This window comes from Floridaenema aerugineum BLCC-F46 (assembly GCF_041929345.1).
GTDB lineage: Bacteria > Cyanobacteriota > Cyanobacteriia > Cyanobacteriales > Aerosakkonemataceae > Floridanema > Floridanema aerugineum.
Window position 1 is genome coordinate 42,702 of record NZ_JBHFNQ010000056.1, and the last position, 16,800, is coordinate 59,501.

Here is a 16,800-nt window from a genome sequence, read left to right on the forward strand (position 1 = left end):
AGAATTTGTTCGAGTCCATGAAATTGCAGTCAGCTTATTACAGGAAGTTACAGGAAAGTCATTACTGTGATAAATTAACCTTCTCGTAGTTGCCAAAGTAATTTTTGTGCTTCCCAGGCGCGATCGAGCAATTCTAAAGCTGCATCGGTGGGAACATTTTCACCTGAAGTTGTTTGCAATACCCACTGAACAAAACTACTCAGATGCGCTTCCGTATGTTGTAAAGGTAAGAGCGCAGATTCTACTTTTTGATAGCTGAGAAATTGATTATTCATAGTGGAATCCTTCATCATTAGTAATTGCTTGGATGACCTCTTGGGGTTAACCTAATATTTAGCTTGTCAGATTAATTTAGGGCTGTCGATAGATAATGTTTCAGGAAACTGAGAGGGAATTTTACAGGTACTTACAGCTGCTCAGATCCCCGACTTCTTCAAGAAGTCGGGGATCTATTACAATCTTTTTTGGAGATGTTTATTGTAATTTTTCAGGAGAAACATTGCTCCTCCTCCACTAATTGCTAATCCTAAAATTGCGGGTAATAAAGGTATCCAACCACTTGGAAAAGTTAGAATCAAAAAGCAAGTTACCCAGAGGATAGCAATAGCAATTCCTCCTTTAATTATCAAACTCTGCGATGAATAAGAAATTTTGGCTAAGATTGCTCCTAATAATGACCAGCAGAAAATCCAGACAATTTCTACAGGTTTTGGCAACCACCAAATCAAAGGTCGATGATTCAAAACAGCACTGAGAATTTGGCTGATCTTATGTGCTTGAATTTCTACTCCTGACATGGTTTTAATTGAGCCTTGAGTGCTGCTGTAAGGTGTTCGCCAATCATGATCGTTAAAACTGGGAGCGGTAGTACCAATGAGAACTATTCGATTTTTTACTAATTCGGGGTTTAATCGATCGCTCAAAGCTTCTTTCAAACTAATTGTTTTAGCAATCTGATTTGTAGCACGGTAATTTAACATGATTTGATGACCGCTTGCATCTATATTATGATAGCCACCTGTGTTACTTTTTAATGTTTTAAATACAGTTGAACCAATCTGAAGATAATTATCTGGAGTTACTTTAGCTTTAACTTTTTGTTTGGTTAGATAATGGGTTGCTATTTGCCAGCTAAAAGAGTATTTATTTTGGCAAGGAGATGGTAAACTAACAGCTAATAAATGACGGCGCAGAATGCCATCAATATCGGTTGCTACATTATTAAAACCTTGGCGAGATGGGGGAATTTCTGGTGGGGGAATAACTCCTGGGTTTCCATAATGACAGATGGCAAAAAAGCGATCGCTCTTTTTCATCCAATTAGCTAAATTCTGATAATCTTTGGCTGTTGCGCGATCGCGATAAATGTCCAATCCAATCGCTTTTGGTTGAGATTTTTCCAGTTTAGTTATTAGTTGCAATAATGAACGATCGGATAATGAACTACCTACTCTTTCTTCCGCAGGTTGAGATTGCACATCTTCTTCGGTAATAGTTACTAATAAAAGCCGTTCATCTGGTTTTTCTTGAGGTCGTAATTGCATTAATAAATCAAAACTTTGTAATTCCCAAGTTTGCAACCAACCGAGCGATCGCACTCCTACTGTTAAACTAGTTGCGATCGTACTCACTAACATCACTTTTAACCAATTTATTGCCCGCCTTTTTAAAGGATTTAATTGTAATTTAACTCCCGTTTCAGTTAGCGAATAAAAAGTAGGAATGTGATAAACTGGTACGGGATTTGAAATTCCTTTTAGCTGGCGCTCTCCTACATAATATGCCTGTTTTTGCAAGTCAGGTTTCGTTGCTTTGTAGGCATCTTCAGAGATACAAATACCCCCTGATTCTGCCTCTGATTGCAGACGTGCTGCCAAATTTACGCCATTTCCCATCACATCACTACCACTAAAAAAAACTTCTCCTAAATGAATGCCAATTCTGTGCAATAAAACATCATTTTTGGGTAAATTAGCCGCAGCTAAAGCTAATGATTTTTGAATGTCGATCGAGCAAGCAACAGCTTTTTCCACACTCGTAAAATACATGAGAATTCCATCACCTAGAGATTTGAGTATTTGTCCTTCGTATCTCTGACAAATCTCTTTCATTAACTTAAAGTCACGCTCGATCAAAGCTAATGTATGACTTTCGTTCGCTGCCATTTTTTTAGTAAAAGAAACCACATCCGTAAAGGCTATAGCAGCTAAAACTTTCTTGTCTCTCGAAGTAGGTGGTAGAGTGGAATTATCTTCAGTTAAATTAGGCTGGAAAACCTTAAGTTGTGCGATCGTCCAATCAGCGTTAAATATAGTTTGGTAAATCCGATTATATACAACTAAATTGCCTTGTTGTTTGGTGACTAATCCAGATAATCTTAACTCTAGATGTTCGTGACTATTGTTAGCTGCGAGTTTTCCTTGGCGTAAGATTTGCTGATATAGTAGGAGTAGGTTTTCGGTAGAACGAGCATTTCTGAGAATGCGATCGCGAATTGTTCTTAAATGTTCTGGTTCATCTTGAGATTCCCAATTTTCCAAAATTCGCTTTTGCACCAACCGCTCAACCAATGCTTTTTCCTCACCATCAGGAATCATTTCATCTTCAGAACAATTAACTACTAACCAACAAACTTTTTGAGTTAAAAATGGTTGTCCACCACTCCAACTTAAAACCTCTTTTAAAACCGCTTGAGGATTTCTCGCTTTTCCTTGTAATCCTGACGCTAAAGTAACACATTCCTCTAATTGGAAACCTTTTAATTCGATCGCTCTCCCAATATTAAAAGGAGTAGAATTTTTATCTTGAATTAAATCCGAAGGCGTTGCAACTCCCAACAAAACAAAAGTTAAGCGTTGATATTCCGGTTTAGTTGCGCGTTTATCGTAGCAGTTCCGAATTAAAGCAAAAAACTCATCTGTAGGAAAACTTAAACTTAAAACACTATCAATTTCATCGATAAAAATTGCCAGATTTCCGCTGACTTGATCCAGCAACACAGTTTCAATAAACTTTCCCAAACGTTGTACAGGTGAAAGATCCTCATGTTCGCGCAACCAATTGCGTCGATTTACCTGTAAATCAAAGCCACTAATTAACTCTTGAATTATCCCTCCGTACCATTGTTGCGCTGTAATTTGCTGGCTACCAATTCCACTCAATTCAATTTCAGTGCAACTAATTCCTTGTGCTTGTAACTTGCACATTGTCTGAATTCGGAGGGAAGATTTTCCCATTTGGCGGGAATTTAAAACATAGCAATATTCCCCACCTAACAAAGCATTATAAAGGTCTAAATCTGCTTGTCGAGTTACGTAAGTGGGAGCGCTAGCGGGTAAGCTTCCCCCAATTTGATATTTATAGATAGTATTCCGTTCAATGTTCATTGAATATCCTCTAAATGTTGGAGGAAATACTGGCAATATAATTTACAGCGAGGCTCGATTTCATTACCAGCAAGTTTGACTAAACCCATACTTTGTAACTGGTAAGCTTGGATAGGTTGTAGATGCACGGGTTGGTTAGAAGTGATGACTTTTTTAAACGCTTCTGCCAAATCTGGGTTTGATTGTAAATTTAACCAATATTTTCGCAAATGACTAGCGTAAATTCCCCGATCTGTAGGAGCGTCTGCTAACATCTGTTCTAAAGTTATTTCGGGATGATTTTTCAGGTAGAATAACGCTTGTTCTATTAAATAAGGATGACCTCCTAATAATTGCATTAGCGCTTCGATGATATCTTTTGTTGATTCTAATCCCTGTTGCTTTGCTAATTCTACTACTTGTTCGCTACTAAATTCTGATAGTTCTATGGGTAAACCAACATTAAAGGGAGATTGATTGATATTTAAGCGGATATAAACATCTGTGGAATGGACGATAATTAAGCGTAATTTTTTCCAACGTTGGCGACTTCTAGCTTTTTCATACCACGATCGCAACAAGCCAAAAAAATCTTCGTAAATTTCAGGATGAGGAAAGAGTAAATCTACATCATCTAAACATAATACAACTGGACTATCATCTTGAGACAAAAGATAATCTTCAAAGTAAGTAGTACAGCTTACTTTGGAACCCATATCTTCCTCATCCCAATAATCATCTAATTGCGGAGGAATTTCTAACTCTCGGCTAACGTTAATACAAAACCAACGTAAAAATTTATCGAGATTAGTTAAATGAGTTTTGCGATCGGCTAATTCAAAACTTAAATTACCAGTTCGATAGCCTCCAGTTGCTAATTTTGCCAAAGTATGATTTACAAGCAATGTTTTTCCCATTAAGCTAGGAGCTTTAATGCGAATTAAAGAACCTGGTTGTAAAAGAGTTTCATAACAGATAGTTTCGATTGGTTCGCGCTTCACATAGCGATCGACAATTGGCGTTTCTTCTGCGCGATCGCTATTACTAACAGGTTGTAAAACCGGGGTAGGATTGTTTGCCGAAAGAAGTACTTTTGACTCCTGATTTTGTTGTCTGATTTGCTCCAAAGCCAAACGAAAATTTGACTTACTAACCTGTTGCTCCAACGCTTCAGACAGCATTTGCCACAGTTTTGGCCCTACGTGCCGCTTCAGATAACCAGCCGAATAGTTAGCTGCGTCGGCAATAGCTTCGTAAGTCTCACCTTCCCACGCACCTTTAAGAATCGCTACTTCCACCAGACTTAGCTGCCTACCTACTTTCGCCAGTAATGCCTGGTTAATCATTTCAAGTCCACATTCCCAGTCCATAGATTCAGAAAGCTTTTTCATTTGTAGCTGTCGAAAGGCATATTTTATTGATATTGTACTGAACCAGCTGTAACTTCCTGTAACTTTGTCCTATCTATTTAACTGAGAATTAACAAATTTAATCAAAATTGTCTTGTAACTTTGTCTATCGACGCGAGTGAGTGCGATCGGGGAAACTGAATACAGGTTAAACAAACAAAACCTGATTAATTCTAAACAATTGCAACTCCAAAAAGTAAAGGACAAAGATATGTTTTCTCAAACTTGGCAAAAATTATTTTTATCTGCTACCAGTACCACTCTAGTAGCTTTAGGATTGACGACCCTTTCCGCTGATGCTGTCACTTTTAATTTTAATGGAAACCGAATTAAAGGCAGCTACACGGTGAGCGACTATCTTTATAGTAATTGGCTTTTTAATATCTCTAACCCTCAGTACGATCAAAATGGGATAGCTGATTCGACTTTATATGGAGGAAATGGTGATATCACTGATTTTAAGCTGTTTTTAGATGGTACAGCAGTAGACTTCAAATTGGATTCAACTCAAAGAGAATTTTTGGCTTTAAATAACTCCAACCGTAACGATCCAAGCAAGAACTACAACTATTTCGATCTGCTCGTCAAAAAGGATGACGGAACCCCAACTCAAAGCCGATTTTCTATTGCCTCTGACATCATAGCAAGCAAAGAAACCATGCTAGAATGTATACTTTCTGGTAAGTCTTGTGCGATTGGAGCGAGCTTTTCTGAGTTAGCTTCAGGGGGAAATATTAGCGAAACAGTTACTCATTCAGTTGTCACAGGTTCCTCTCGACTCGTGCCAATTTCAGCCCAACAAGTCGGCGATTCTTTAATGTTTGATAATGCCCAAAGTGGTTTTTGGTTCGCTACTCCATCCAATCTATCAGGTAATAGTTTTGAATTGGAGATGGCTGGAGATGCGAAATTTAATGCAGTCTCTAACTTTTTGGCTGGTCTGAATGACAGTAGTTTGTTTACTATTTCTGTGGGAGATGCGATCGTTGGTCAATATAAATCTGGTGATAATATTGACTTCATTAAACTGCTAGGTAGCGGGGTTTCTAAATTTAAAGTTACTAGCAATCAGGGTTTCACTGCTAGTGATTTAAAAGCACTTTCAAGTCCAACTTATTCAAGTCAGTTCATCTTTGACAGAGAAACTGCTAGTTTCAAGATGACTTCCTCATCTCAACCAAACCCCCAACCTAAGCCAGTTCCCGAACCGACTTCCGCCTTAGCTTTGTTAATCTTTGGTGGTGCTTGGATGTTGAAACGTCGCACTTCCTCTTCCCCAAAAGAGCAGTTAGTTTCAAAAGCTGATTCTCTGGCTTAATCTCTCATTTCTCTCTTACTTCATAGCTAACAACTTCAAAGCTCACGTTGGTGGGCTTTTTCTTTATAGCTGTTAGCTTCTAGCCTCATCAGCTGTAACTTCCTGTAACTTTTGCTCTACCTACCTGACTCGGAGTTACTATTCTGCTGTAACTTTAGCTATCGACGGGAGTAAGTGCGATCGGGCAAACTAAAGATAGGTTAAACAAACAAACAAACCTAACTAATTCTAAACCGATCGCCATTCAACTATCATCATTCAGGTTTTTAAGCTATGAATTCCCTACCTAAATCACTCTCAAATTATCGTAACGCAATGGAACTCTTGGTAATTGAAGAAGTAGAGCAGCAACTCCAAAACCTACCTGAAAATGTCGCTAAATCTATCAATATAAATGATGCTATAGCTTACGCTCTCAATCGTCTACCTCCTTTATATGCTACTTCTTTAGATGGCTACTTTTGGCAACAAAAACAAGCCAGAAAGACTTTAAAAGATTTAATTTCTAAAGCTACAAGCTGGGGAATAAAGGCGGCTCAAAGGAAAAAGGAATCGCGCCCTTATGGAGATGAAATAAGCTTCACAGCACGCTACGCAAACGCTAGTTAATAAGCGTAACTCCATTGAGAAGCTAATTAAAATCTGATTTACTCTTCAACTAAACCCATGCAATCTGAGGTCAATAATTCAATGAGTACATTATCATTATCACTCAGAACTTCTCACCCTTCCACTAGCTCTCTCTCTAAACGGTTGATAGATATTATCGGTAGTTTAATCGGATTATTAATTTTAGCTTTAATTTTTTTCCCGATCGCCATTGCCATCAAATTAGATAGTCATGGCCCAATTTTCTACTCTCAAAAACGCTATGGTCTTTATGGTAAAACTTTCCGAATTTACAAATTTCGGACGATGGTGCAAAACGCTGATGCACTAAAAGCATCAATTAAAAACGAAGCCAAAGGATTAATATTTAAAAACGAAAATGACCCCCGTATTACCAGAGTTGGACGCTTTTTACGCCGCACCAGTTTAGATGAATTTCCGCAATTTTGGAATGTTTTCACAGGGGAAATGAGTTTAGTTGGAACTCGTCCTCCCACAAGAGATGAAGTTGTTCATTACACTGCACATCACTGGCAAAGATTGAATGTAAAACCAGGTATAACAGGTGAATGGCAAGTCAATGGTCGATCGAACATCAAAGATTTTGAAGCTATTGTTGCTCTCGATTTGCGTTACCAAAAATTATGGAATCCTTGGTATGACTTAGTAATTATTTTTCAAACAGTTTTTCTGATGCTGAGACAAACAGGTGCTTATTAAGTAAGCTGATTTTTTTCACACCAAATTAAAATATCTGTATCTAATGCGATCGCACTCTGTTTTTCGCAGGGAGAGGGAGCGATCGCTTTTTCTTTTTTGCGGTGGGGTGGGGGTGGGTGCGATCGTACTTTTCCTTTGTCTTGCCATTTCCAGCTTTAATGTCACTTATAGTCTGTAGACTTATAAACTACTATTCACTCAACATTAGACTGTGACAAAAAAGGGTGAACTAAGTATTAAACAGCGCTTTGGACTTGCTATCAAGCAACGTCGAGGTGAGCTAGGTATTTCCCAGGAAGAGCTTGCTTTTAGATCAGGACTCCACCGTACTTACATTTCTGATATTGAGAGAGGTTCCCGCAATCCTTCGTTAGAAAACATTGAAAAGCTGGCAAAGGCACTAGAAATTTCTCTCTCTACCCTCTTTGCCAACTATGGAATTGAGGGAGATAAATAAAATGGTTAGTGATAGCGAATGGTTTACACAGAAGTCAAACGGTAAAGTTCAAATAAATAGCATAATAATTTATAAAAATCTGTCATCTGAATTAGTTGAAAAACTTGACAATAATCAATCTGTTAATGAAATCATCAACTGGCTTAAAGAAATAACTATAACAGCTTTTAGATCTAATTACGGCAAAAATCCTGAAGTAGGCGCTCTGAATAATGCAGCTGGAAGATGGAATGAATTTATAGCAACTAGCTTATTATCGGAAATCCTTTTCGAGATCAATCAGCAAAATAATAGCTGTATTGTTATATTTTCACTGCCAAACTCTCAGTTACAAAGTGAAGGAAGAGAAGAAGTTTCTTCCAAATTTCTTAGCTTGTTCAATAATAATCAATTCATTGACGGAAATGATTTAGCTAAAATTGCGCCTTTTAAAGATAAAATCTTTCTCCCAAGTCCAGATTACATTATTGTTGATGTGAGTAATAGTAATAATTTTTCATCTATTCAGGCGCTTCTAAAAGATCAAGCAAAAAATCCAGACAGTTTGGTGTTCTACAACCGTTTTAAAGGTACATTACAAGCAACAGAAGTAAAAGCAGCAGTTTCTCTAAAAACCTCAAATCGTCCCGATCGTAGATATCAACCATTGTTTGAAGCAGCAATGATCAAAGCAATGGGATATATATTAAAGCAAAGTTGGAAATATTATATGGTTGCTAGTGAGTTAACCTCTGCTGATAGAACTATATTTAGCACAGCAGTTGCCCCTCATGGTATCGTGATGGAACAAAACTTTAAACTAGTAGATGGGACATATCTATATAATAGAAAACAAGATTTAATGCCGTTAATTGAAGATGTTCTGAAACCATAGTATAAGCAGGTAAATATTATCTAAATATTAGTGGTAACTCCAATTGCTGATTAACTGGTAGTTCATCATCCCATTCTCTTGTTTCTAAAAAATCAAGCATGGTTTTAGCAATAGCTTTTGCAGCTAAGTAAGGAACACCATTACCAACTGTTTTAAACATATTAGTTAGTGATATATTAGCAGGAAGAATAAAGTTTTTAGGTAAAGATTGGATAGCCAGTGCTTCGGCAACTGACAATCTACGTATTTTATAAGGATGTAAGTGTACTTCATTATTTCCGTAGCAAGCTGTTGGAGAATATCTCCATCTATGAAGCCGCTTAAATGATTTTTTGGAAACATCTCCTTCATCAACCGAAGCAAATTTCTTAATTCCAGCTTTTGGTTGAAAATGGTGTTCAGCATTTGGATGATTAAGCACATCATTTTCTTTAAACCAGTACTCTACTGTTAAAGGTAGTGATATGCTATCAGGATGAGGCAAGAGAGAATTTTCTTCAAATAAGTTGGTAGTAGGCCAAGGTAAAGAAAAAACTTTATTGTTCGGATGTATTATATATTTATTCCAAGGAAAATATGATTCTGGTAAGATTCCGATATTGCTATTAATTTTAATTCCTAATTCCTTAAGTAAGCTAGTTCTAAAACCAATCAAAATAATTCGTTCTCTGTCTTGAGGAACACCGTACTCTATAGCATTAATTAGACGTTCTATCAACACATAACCTGATTGAATTATCTTAGTTTTCAGTTCTTCAAAAAAAGCCCGGTGTTTTTTAGTTTTCCACAATCCCTTGACATTTTCAAACAAGAAAAAATCCGGCTTCTGTTGGCAAATTAATTCAATATAACAGGCTGAAAGCTTACCATTATCTCCTTCCTTACCTCGGTTTTTTCCCCCAATTGAAAAATCAGGACAGGGAGGCCCACCTATAAAACCAATAATACTTGCATCTTTACGAGCATCCTGTATTAAGTAACAAAGATTTAATGCTTCTTCTCCTTCAATTAAGTTAGTTACATCTTTTTCATGATAGCCATATTTTGACGTAGGTATTTTAAGATATTCTCTTGAATAACGATATGCTTGCATAAATGGGGAATAAATTTCGTTGACATATACGATGTCAAACCCATTTAATTCAAACCCTAAATCGAGAAACCCTGAACCTGCGAAAAAAGAAAAAATTTTTGGTTTATTGCTCATTGATTTAGCTTTAACTTTAAATAATACTCTATAAATATACCTTACTATCTCCCAACTCAACCCCTGCAATATTCGCCCCTGTCAAATCTGCGTTAGTCAAATCAGCAGCACTCAAATTTGCCCCCAACAAATTCGCGCCAACTAACTTTGCATTTCGCAAATCTGCATCGCTTAAATCTGCACGACTTAAATCTGTGCCGCTTAAATTTGCCTCTCTTAAAATTGCGCCCATTAATTTAGCTTTTCGCAAACTGGCGTTACTTAAATCAGCATTACTCAAATCGGCAATTACCAATTTTGCGCTATCCAATTTGGCATTACTTAAATTAGCATTGTTCAACTTAGCACTAATTAAATTTGCACTTCTTAAATTAGCACCAGCTAACTGAATTCCTCGCAAATCTGCATTTTGAAAGTTTCTTCCGCCTGCTGCATATCTTTTTAACAATTCTCCGGCCTCGGTGACGCTAATTTCCCGTTTTGGGCGATGATTGAAGGTAAAGGTAAAAGTGTCGCCACTGGCAATTACTCGGCGCATTTCTTCATACATTTGATAGTTACCAACGCCACTCAATTTCACCCAAGCGCGAGTTCTGGTTAAAGCAATAAAAAGTTGATTTCTTAATCTAATATTACTTTCGTCTTTGGCAATATTATCTAAACCAATTACATAAACCATGTCTGCTTCGTTACCTTTGGCGCGATGAATGCGCGAGACGGTAACGCCGCCTTCACACCAGAATTTGTTTCGATCGCTATTCTCCCCCTCCCCCCTTAAAATGTTACAATCAGTTGTCCCCGGAATAAATATATCGATACCTTCCGACATTAAGAATTCAGCGACATGATTTTCTAATCGCATCGCCTCGAAAAACGAACCTAAAACTATTACCAAAATTTCTTTGCTGGGTTGGAGGCGATCGCACAACACATCCCTTACAATACTATCAGCTAAAGCCCTTAACTCCGCCTGTCTAGAATTATAAGTTTCAAACTCTAAAACTGGCTTTTCCCAAAGTTTTGTGATAATATTAGGAGAGTCTTGGGTCAATCTTTTGAGAGTAACTTGTTGACCGCGAGTAAACCGACCTTGCACTTCATAACCTAACGCTTGCCAATCTTCCGTTCGGGTAATTCCTGATACCATTCCCCCCCGACGTAGCAAACCCATACTCATCGCATGAGCAGCAGTTACAATAGGATCAGGAGTACGATAACATCGGTGAATAATCTCCGTTTTTTTGATACCATCAGGATATTGACCTGTTACTAAATGCGCTAATTCATCGCCAAACAATTCCCCTGCTGTAGGAATATTTAAACAATCTAAACTTTGCGCTTCGTCATACGCCCAAATTAAGCGGCGTTGTTCGGGATGGTGTTCATCAAAAGGTCGTAATGCTTGGTACGCCATCCAATAAAAAGGTTGTTTATCTTGATATTTAAATTCATCATCAACCATCAAATCTTGACCTTCATCAATTAAAATAGCATCAAAGATTTGGGGGATTTGGGTTTTTTCTAAAAGAAAACTACAAACTTCTGCTAAAGATTCATTTGGTTGTTTATTTTCCGTATCAAAAACAGTTAATTTCGGGGCGTTTGCTGCTTCACAAATGATGCTGTACAGTCCTGGTTGATTTTTTGCACCCCACGCATGAAGGACGCGCAACTTTTCATTGTTGGGATTATACTGAACTTCGTTATGACTAAAGCGGCGTATCCATTTATCTATTTGGTTAATTATTTGTTCGTATAAACTGCGACTAAAAAACACTAAAGCAATATCCCATTCGGGATATTTTAAGTGCATATTCGCCGCTTTTTGGCATAGTAAAACGGTTTTTCCTGAACCTGCAATCCCACGAATTCTTTGCATTCCGGGGGGAATTTGTTTTCCAATATTTTCTTGTTGTAAGTCGAATTCGGATAAGTTTTGTCTGACTTTTTCTAGGGTACTGGTGCGAAGACTTTTCTTTTCTAGTTCTGCTTGGTTGTGGGAAAGGTTAGTTTTACGTTGGCGGAAAACTGGGTTTCCTCCTAATACTGATAAAAGTAGTTTCCATTGTTCTGGGTTTAGTTTTCTGCCTTTAATTATGGGAGAGGTTTGACGAATTTGAGCTAAAAATGTGGGGTTTTCGGTTTCTAAAAACAGATTTTCTTGGAAGAGGATAGGCGGCGAACTGGGGAGTTTGGCGAAACCTTTGTTTTGCCATTGCTGGTGGGAAATGAAGGGTAAGGCTACTATAACTCTACCACTGACTTGGCTGCGGAGGTTGGGTTCGCGATCGCAATATCCCAACAACCCAAACAATTGATTTTCCGCTTGTTCGTAAGGGTTGCTACTATTAGTATAAAAGTTGCGTAACTCCCAACGATGACCATTAATAGCGAGAATTTGGTCTATTGTTATTGATTTTACCTCAATTACAATTAGACCAAGTTCGATATCAGCTATTAATATGTCTGGTTCTTTGCGAACTTTCCTCACCGCACAAAAAATGGGATAACGCCAATAAGCAATACATTCCCTTTCAGAAAATACGCTTTTGACAGCTTCCCAGACTTTGCGTTCACCCTTCTGACCACTTTTTCCTAGTGGTTCTGTGGCAATGAATTTGTAATCTTTATCTAGGAGATTACCTCCCATTTTGCCCTTTGATTTATCTCTTGCTTACATTTGATTTCTCGTTCTTTTTCTCACAATCCAAATAATTAAAGCAACTACTAGAATCGCAGCGACAATTTTAGAAACCGGGGCGAGATATTCATCTACTAATTCGTAATGTTCCCCTAATTTATAACCGGCAAAAGTGAGTAAGCTTACCCAAATCGTCGTGCCGATCGTAGAATAAATTAAAAATGGGATTAACTTCATATTGCTGATACCTGCTGGCAAAGATATCAGCGTGCGAACTCCCGGTACTAAGCGACCAAAAAACACGGCTTTTTCGCCGTGTTTGTGAAACCATTGGTCTGCTTTTTCAATATCTTTTCTACTAATGGTAATCCACTTGCCGTATTTATCAGCTAACCGTTTGATGTTCTCCTCTCCGACCAGTTTACCTACATAATACCAAGGCAAAGCACCCAACATTGTTCCCAAAACCCCGGCGAAAATAGCGGGGAAAAATTCCATCTGTTTTTGGGAAATTGTAAACCCTGCTAAGGGCATGATTAATTCCGAAGGTATGGGGGGAAATAGATTTTCTAAAAACATCAATAAGCCAATTCCCACATAATTGAGGGAAGTCATGATTTGCAGTATCCACTCTTTCATATTTTTGGTGTTCGGTAGTTGGTAGTTGGTACGTAGTTGCGCTTCAGCGCCAAAGCGCTAAAGCGCAACTACGTACATATTATGTTCCTGAAGTCCAGGAGTTCATGTATTCGATTTGGTCGGATGTTAGGCTGTCAATGCTAATACCCATTGCTTGTAATTTTAGACGGGCAATTTCTTTGTCTAATTCTACAGGAACGGAGTGAATTCCAGCTTCTAATTGACCTTTGTTTTTCGCTAAGTATTCACAAGCTAATGCTTGGTTAGCAAAACTCATATCCATTACGGCGCTGGGGTGTCCTTCGGCGGCGGCTAAATTCACCAAACGACCTTCACCAATTACTACTACTGACTTACCATTGTTTAAGTGATATTCTTCAGTAAAGTTTCGTACTGTGCGAACTTCGGTGGATTTTGCTGCTAATGCTTTGAGGTCAATTTCAATGTCAAAGTGACCGGAATTACAAACAATTGCACCGTCTTTCATGACATCAAAATGTTCGCTACGAATGACGTGCTTGTTACCAGTAACGGTGATGAAAATATCGCCTAAAGGTGCAGCTTCCGCCATTGGCAGGACGCGGAAACCATCCATTACGGCTTCGATCGCTTTTGTCGGATCGATTTCAGTCACAATTACATTAGCACCCATGCCTCTGGCGCGGAGGGCGCTACCTTTACCACACCAACCATATCCGGCAATAACAATGGTTTTTCCGGCTAATAAAATGTTAGTGGCGCGAATGATGCCATCTAGGGTAGATTGTCCAGTACCGTAGCGGTTATCAAAAAAGTGTTTCGTGTCTGCGTCGTTGACGTTAATGGCGGGGAAACTTAACACGCCATCGCGGAACATCGCACGCAAACGCACAATTCCTGTGGTAGTTTCTTCGGTAGTACCGATGATTTCGGCAAGTTGATGTTGCCGTTCTTTGACTAAGGTGGCTACTACGTCGCAACCATCATCGATGATAATATTCGGACGGTGGTCTAAAGCGATGTGGACGTGACGAGTATAGGTTTCTGCATCTTCACCTTTGATGGCAAAGACGGGGATGCCGTATTCTGCAACTAAACAAGCTGCTACGTCATCTTGGGTGGAAAGGGGGTTACTGGCAATTAGCAAGGAGTCTGCGCCAGCTGCTTTGAGTGCAATGGCGAGATTTGCAGTCTCGGTGGTAACGTGGCAACAGGCGACTAAGCGAATCCCAGCTAGGGGTGTTTCTTTGCCAAATCTTTCCCTGATTTGCTTTAATACTGGCATTTCCCGTCCCGCCCATTCAATGCGTTGTTTGCCAAGGGGGGCGAGGGAAAGGTCTTTGACTTCGTGCTTGATTTGAGTTGCAACCATAAATTTAATTTCTTCTTACCTAGAACTTTCTAGCATAGTATTTTTCCCTTGTCGCTAACTCAGTGATTTTCGGGAATAACACGGGTAAGATTTATGACGAAATACAGGAAATTTCGCAGCCGATGCTAAACTTTATGGACGGAATTACTTTTGCGATGGATGGTTGTGTTGTCCGTTACTTATCCCTAACTTTTATGACGTTGCCTAAGTTAGTTGCTATTCCGGCTTCGGCTGCGTTGCTGAATTTGATATGTTTTGTCAGCAACACTAGTCCATTATTTGCTCAACAGATTAATCCTAACCTACCTTTTCCCACTCTTCCTTTACCACCAACTACGCCGCCGCCTCCTTTACCTACGCCGACTCCTTTACCGCCTCCGTCGGAGTTGCTTACGCCTCCTGGTTCTGCGCCTGCGCCCAGTGTTCCTGAACCTTTACCTGGTGATATTCCTGGGGAAATTGAGGTGAAGGGGTACGAGGTTGAGAGGAGTACGGTTTTTAGCAAGGAAGAGTTTGATCGGGTGTTGAAACCTTTTGTGGGGAAGATTTCTTTTGCTCAGTTGTTGCAGGCGCGATCGGCTGTAACTCAACTTTATGTTAGCAAAGGTTATATTACTTCAGGTGCGTTTATTCCCCCGCAAACTCTCACGGGTGGGATAGTGAAAATTCAGGTGGTGGAAGGTTCGGTTGAGGAGATTCGGGTTAGTGGTACTGGGAGATTAAATCCTAATTATGTCCGATCGCGTCTCCGTTTGGGTGCCAAAACTCCTTTAAATGTTAATCGGTTGTTGCAATCTTTGCAATTACTCCAACTCAATCCTTTAATTAGAAATATCTCGGCGGAACTTTCGGCTGGTACTAGTCCGGGGTCAAGTATTTTAGAAGTAACGGTTAGACCGGAAAGAACTTTTAACGCTTCCATTAGTTTAGATAACAATAGTCCTCCCAGCGTGGGTGTGTTTCGCCGCCAACTTAATATTAATCAAGCTAATTTAACGGGAAATGGCGATACTTTTTCGGTTAACTACGGCAATACTAATGGTAGTAACCAAATTGAGGCTAATTACATTTTGCCTGTCAATGCTCGCAATGGTACGATTCGTTTGGGTTTTGATTGGATTAAAAGTAGCATTATTGAAGAACCTTTTGATGCTGTTGATATTAGGGCGGTATCTTATGATTATGAATTGTCTTTTCGTCAACCACTAATTCTGACTCCGAATCAAGAATTAGCCCTTGGTTTAACTCTGAATCGTCGCGAAAGTAATACTACTCTTTTGGGTGAACCTTTTCAACTTTCTCCGGGTGCAAATGAGGAGGGAGAAACGCGCCTTTCAGTAATTCGATTTTTTCAAGAATGGACGCAGCGCGAAAGTCGATCGGTGTTTGCGGCTCGTTCTCAGTTTAGCTTAGGTGTGGGAGCTTTTGATGCTTCAATTCGCCAAAGTGCTCCTGATGGTAGATTCTTTTCTTGGCGCGGACAAGCACAATGGTTACGTCTTTTAGGCGGAAATGCTTCCGATCCTAGTGGTTCTCCTATCTTTTTAATTAGAGCAGATATGCAGTTAGCCGATCGCCCTCTCGTACCTTTAGAACAGTTTGCTATCGGTGGTGCGGAAAGTGTGCGGGGTTATCGTCAAGATTTATTCCTTACGGATAATGGCATTTTAGGTTCTGTGGAAGTTAGAATACCAGTTTATCGTTTGCGCGATCGTCCAGGGGTTTTCCAAGTTATTCCTTTTGTTGATGTGGGAAGAGTTTGGAATAATGGCGATCGAGAAAACCCTGACCCTAGTACTGTAGCTTCGATCGGCGTGGGTTTACAATGGCAAATGGGTGAAAGATTGCGCTTCCGTTTTGACTATGGTTTACCTTTAGTTAATGTCGGGTTGCCAGAAAGAACTTTGCAAGAACAAGGTTTTTACTTCTCGTTTCAGTATAATCCCTTTGCTAGGGATTAAAGATTTTTATAAGTTCGTTGTTGGACTTTAGTCCTAGTTCCTTGTTGGACTTTAGTCCTAGTTCGTTGTTGGACTTTAGTCCTAGTTCGTTGTTGGACTTTAGTCCTAGTTCCTTGTTGGACTTTAGTCCTAGTTCGTTGTTGGACTTTAGTCCTAGTTCGTTGTTGGACTTTAGTCCTAGTTCGTTGTTGGACTTTAGTCCTAGTTCGTTGTTGGACTTTAGTCCTAGTTCGTTGTTGGACTTTAGTC

The 16,800-nt window shown here is 39.1% G+C and carries 15 protein-coding genes; 7 read left to right on the top strand and 8 right to left on the bottom strand.

The features are described from left to right. Window positions 1-74: 74 nt before the first annotated feature. The 3 genes from ACE1CC_RS07175 to ACE1CC_RS07185 all read right to left on the bottom strand — a co-directional run bounded on the left by ACE1CC_RS07175 (window position 75) and on the right by ACE1CC_RS07185 (window position 4,756). A complete protein-coding gene (locus ACE1CC_RS07175; RefSeq protein ID WP_413269783.1) occupies window positions 75-275 on the bottom strand; it encodes a hypothetical protein in 201 nt (66 codons plus the stop codon). 177 nt (window positions 276-452) lie between these two features. Then, window positions 453-3,386 carry a CHASE2 domain-containing protein gene (locus ACE1CC_RS07180; protein WP_413269784.1) on the bottom strand — a complete coding sequence of 978 codons (2,934 nt, stop codon included), beginning with the start codon at window positions 3,384-3,386 and terminating at the stop codon, window positions 453-455. Next, the gene (locus tag ACE1CC_RS07185; RefSeq protein WP_413269785.1) at window positions 3,383-4,756 is read right to left on the bottom strand and encodes an AAA-like domain-containing protein; all 1,374 of its coding nucleotides are present in this window, start codon (window positions 4,754-4,756) and stop codon (window positions 3,383-3,385) included. Before ACE1CC_RS07185 ends, ACE1CC_RS07180 begins: the two co-directional genes overlap by 4 nt. A gap of 229 nt (window positions 4,757-4,985) precedes the next feature. Here ACE1CC_RS07185 and ACE1CC_RS07190 point away from each other — a divergent pair, with 229 nt between their 5' ends. From ACE1CC_RS07190 to ACE1CC_RS07200, 3 genes are all read left to right on the top strand, one after another. Next, window positions 4,986-6,092, top strand: coding sequence for a PEP-CTERM sorting domain-containing protein (locus tag ACE1CC_RS07190; protein WP_413269786.1), 1,107 nt, complete (start codon window positions 4,986-4,988; stop codon window positions 6,090-6,092). A 273-nt stretch (window positions 6,093-6,365) separates the two neighbouring features. Continuing rightward, window positions 6,366-6,701 (top strand): late competence development ComFB family protein, encoded by a 336-nt coding sequence (locus tag ACE1CC_RS07195; protein ID WP_413269787.1) that lies wholly within the window; start codon window positions 6,366-6,368, stop codon window positions 6,699-6,701. A gap of 81 nt (window positions 6,702-6,782) precedes the next feature. After that, window positions 6,783-7,421: a sugar transferase gene (locus ACE1CC_RS07200; RefSeq protein ID WP_413269788.1), complete on the top strand. Its 639-nt coding sequence runs from the start codon at window positions 6,783-6,785 to the stop codon at window positions 7,419-7,421. Window positions 7,422-7,436: 15 nt separating this feature from the next. On the opposite strand, the gene ACE1CC_RS07205 is transcribed toward ACE1CC_RS07200, so the two are convergent. After that, entirely contained in the window at window positions 7,437-7,568 is a 132-nt protein-coding gene (locus ACE1CC_RS07205) for a hypothetical protein (RefSeq protein ID WP_413269789.1), read from the bottom strand. Between the two features lie 64 nt (window positions 7,569-7,632). Here ACE1CC_RS07205 and ACE1CC_RS07210 point away from each other — a divergent pair, with 64 nt between their 5' ends. Together ACE1CC_RS07210 and ACE1CC_RS07215 are read left to right on the top strand one after the other, a co-directional pair. Next, entirely contained in the window at window positions 7,633-7,878 is a 246-nt protein-coding gene (locus ACE1CC_RS07210; RefSeq protein WP_413269790.1) for a helix-turn-helix domain-containing protein, read from the top strand. Between the two features lies 1 nt (window position 7,879). After that, window positions 7,880-8,752, top strand: coding sequence for a Cfr10I/Bse634I family restriction endonuclease (locus tag ACE1CC_RS07215; RefSeq protein ID WP_413269791.1), 873 nt, complete (start codon window positions 7,880-7,882; stop codon window positions 8,750-8,752). A 16-nt stretch (window positions 8,753-8,768) separates the two neighbouring features. Here the strand turns inward: ACE1CC_RS07215 and ACE1CC_RS07220 are convergent, their stop codons facing one another. The 4 genes from ACE1CC_RS07220 to ahcY form a co-directional block, all read right to left on the bottom strand. Then, window positions 8,769-9,959, bottom strand: coding sequence for a DNA cytosine methyltransferase (locus tag ACE1CC_RS07220; protein ID WP_413269792.1), 1,191 nt, complete (start codon window positions 9,957-9,959; stop codon window positions 8,769-8,771). Window positions 9,960-9,987: 28 nt separating this feature from the next. Further along, on the bottom strand, window positions 9,988-12,609 hold the full coding sequence (locus ACE1CC_RS07225; RefSeq protein ID WP_413269793.1) for a pentapeptide repeat-containing protein: 2,622 nt from the start codon (window positions 12,607-12,609) through the stop codon (window positions 9,988-9,990). Between the two features lie 24 nt (window positions 12,610-12,633). Then, window positions 12,634-13,239 carry a DedA family protein gene (locus ACE1CC_RS07230; RefSeq protein WP_413269794.1) on the bottom strand — a complete coding sequence of 202 codons (606 nt, stop codon included), beginning with the start codon at window positions 13,237-13,239 and terminating at the stop codon, window positions 12,634-12,636. Between the two features lie 79 nt (window positions 13,240-13,318). Then, window positions 13,319-14,590 carry an adenosylhomocysteinase gene (ahcY, locus tag ACE1CC_RS07235; RefSeq protein WP_413269795.1) on the bottom strand — a complete coding sequence of 424 codons (1,272 nt, stop codon included), beginning with the start codon at window positions 14,588-14,590 and terminating at the stop codon, window positions 13,319-13,321. Window positions 14,591-14,712: 122 nt separating this feature from the next. On the opposite strand from ahcY, the gene ACE1CC_RS07240 reads away from it, so the two are divergent. Beyond that, on the top strand, window positions 14,713-16,551 hold the full coding sequence (locus ACE1CC_RS07240) for a ShlB/FhaC/HecB family hemolysin secretion/activation protein (protein ID WP_413269796.1): 1,839 nt from the start codon (window positions 14,713-14,715) through the stop codon (window positions 16,549-16,551). Window positions 16,552-16,568: 17 nt separating this feature from the next. Next, the coding region (locus ACE1CC_RS07245; protein ID WP_413269797.1) for a hypothetical protein at window positions 16,569-16,800 on the top strand (232 nt) is incomplete at its 3' end.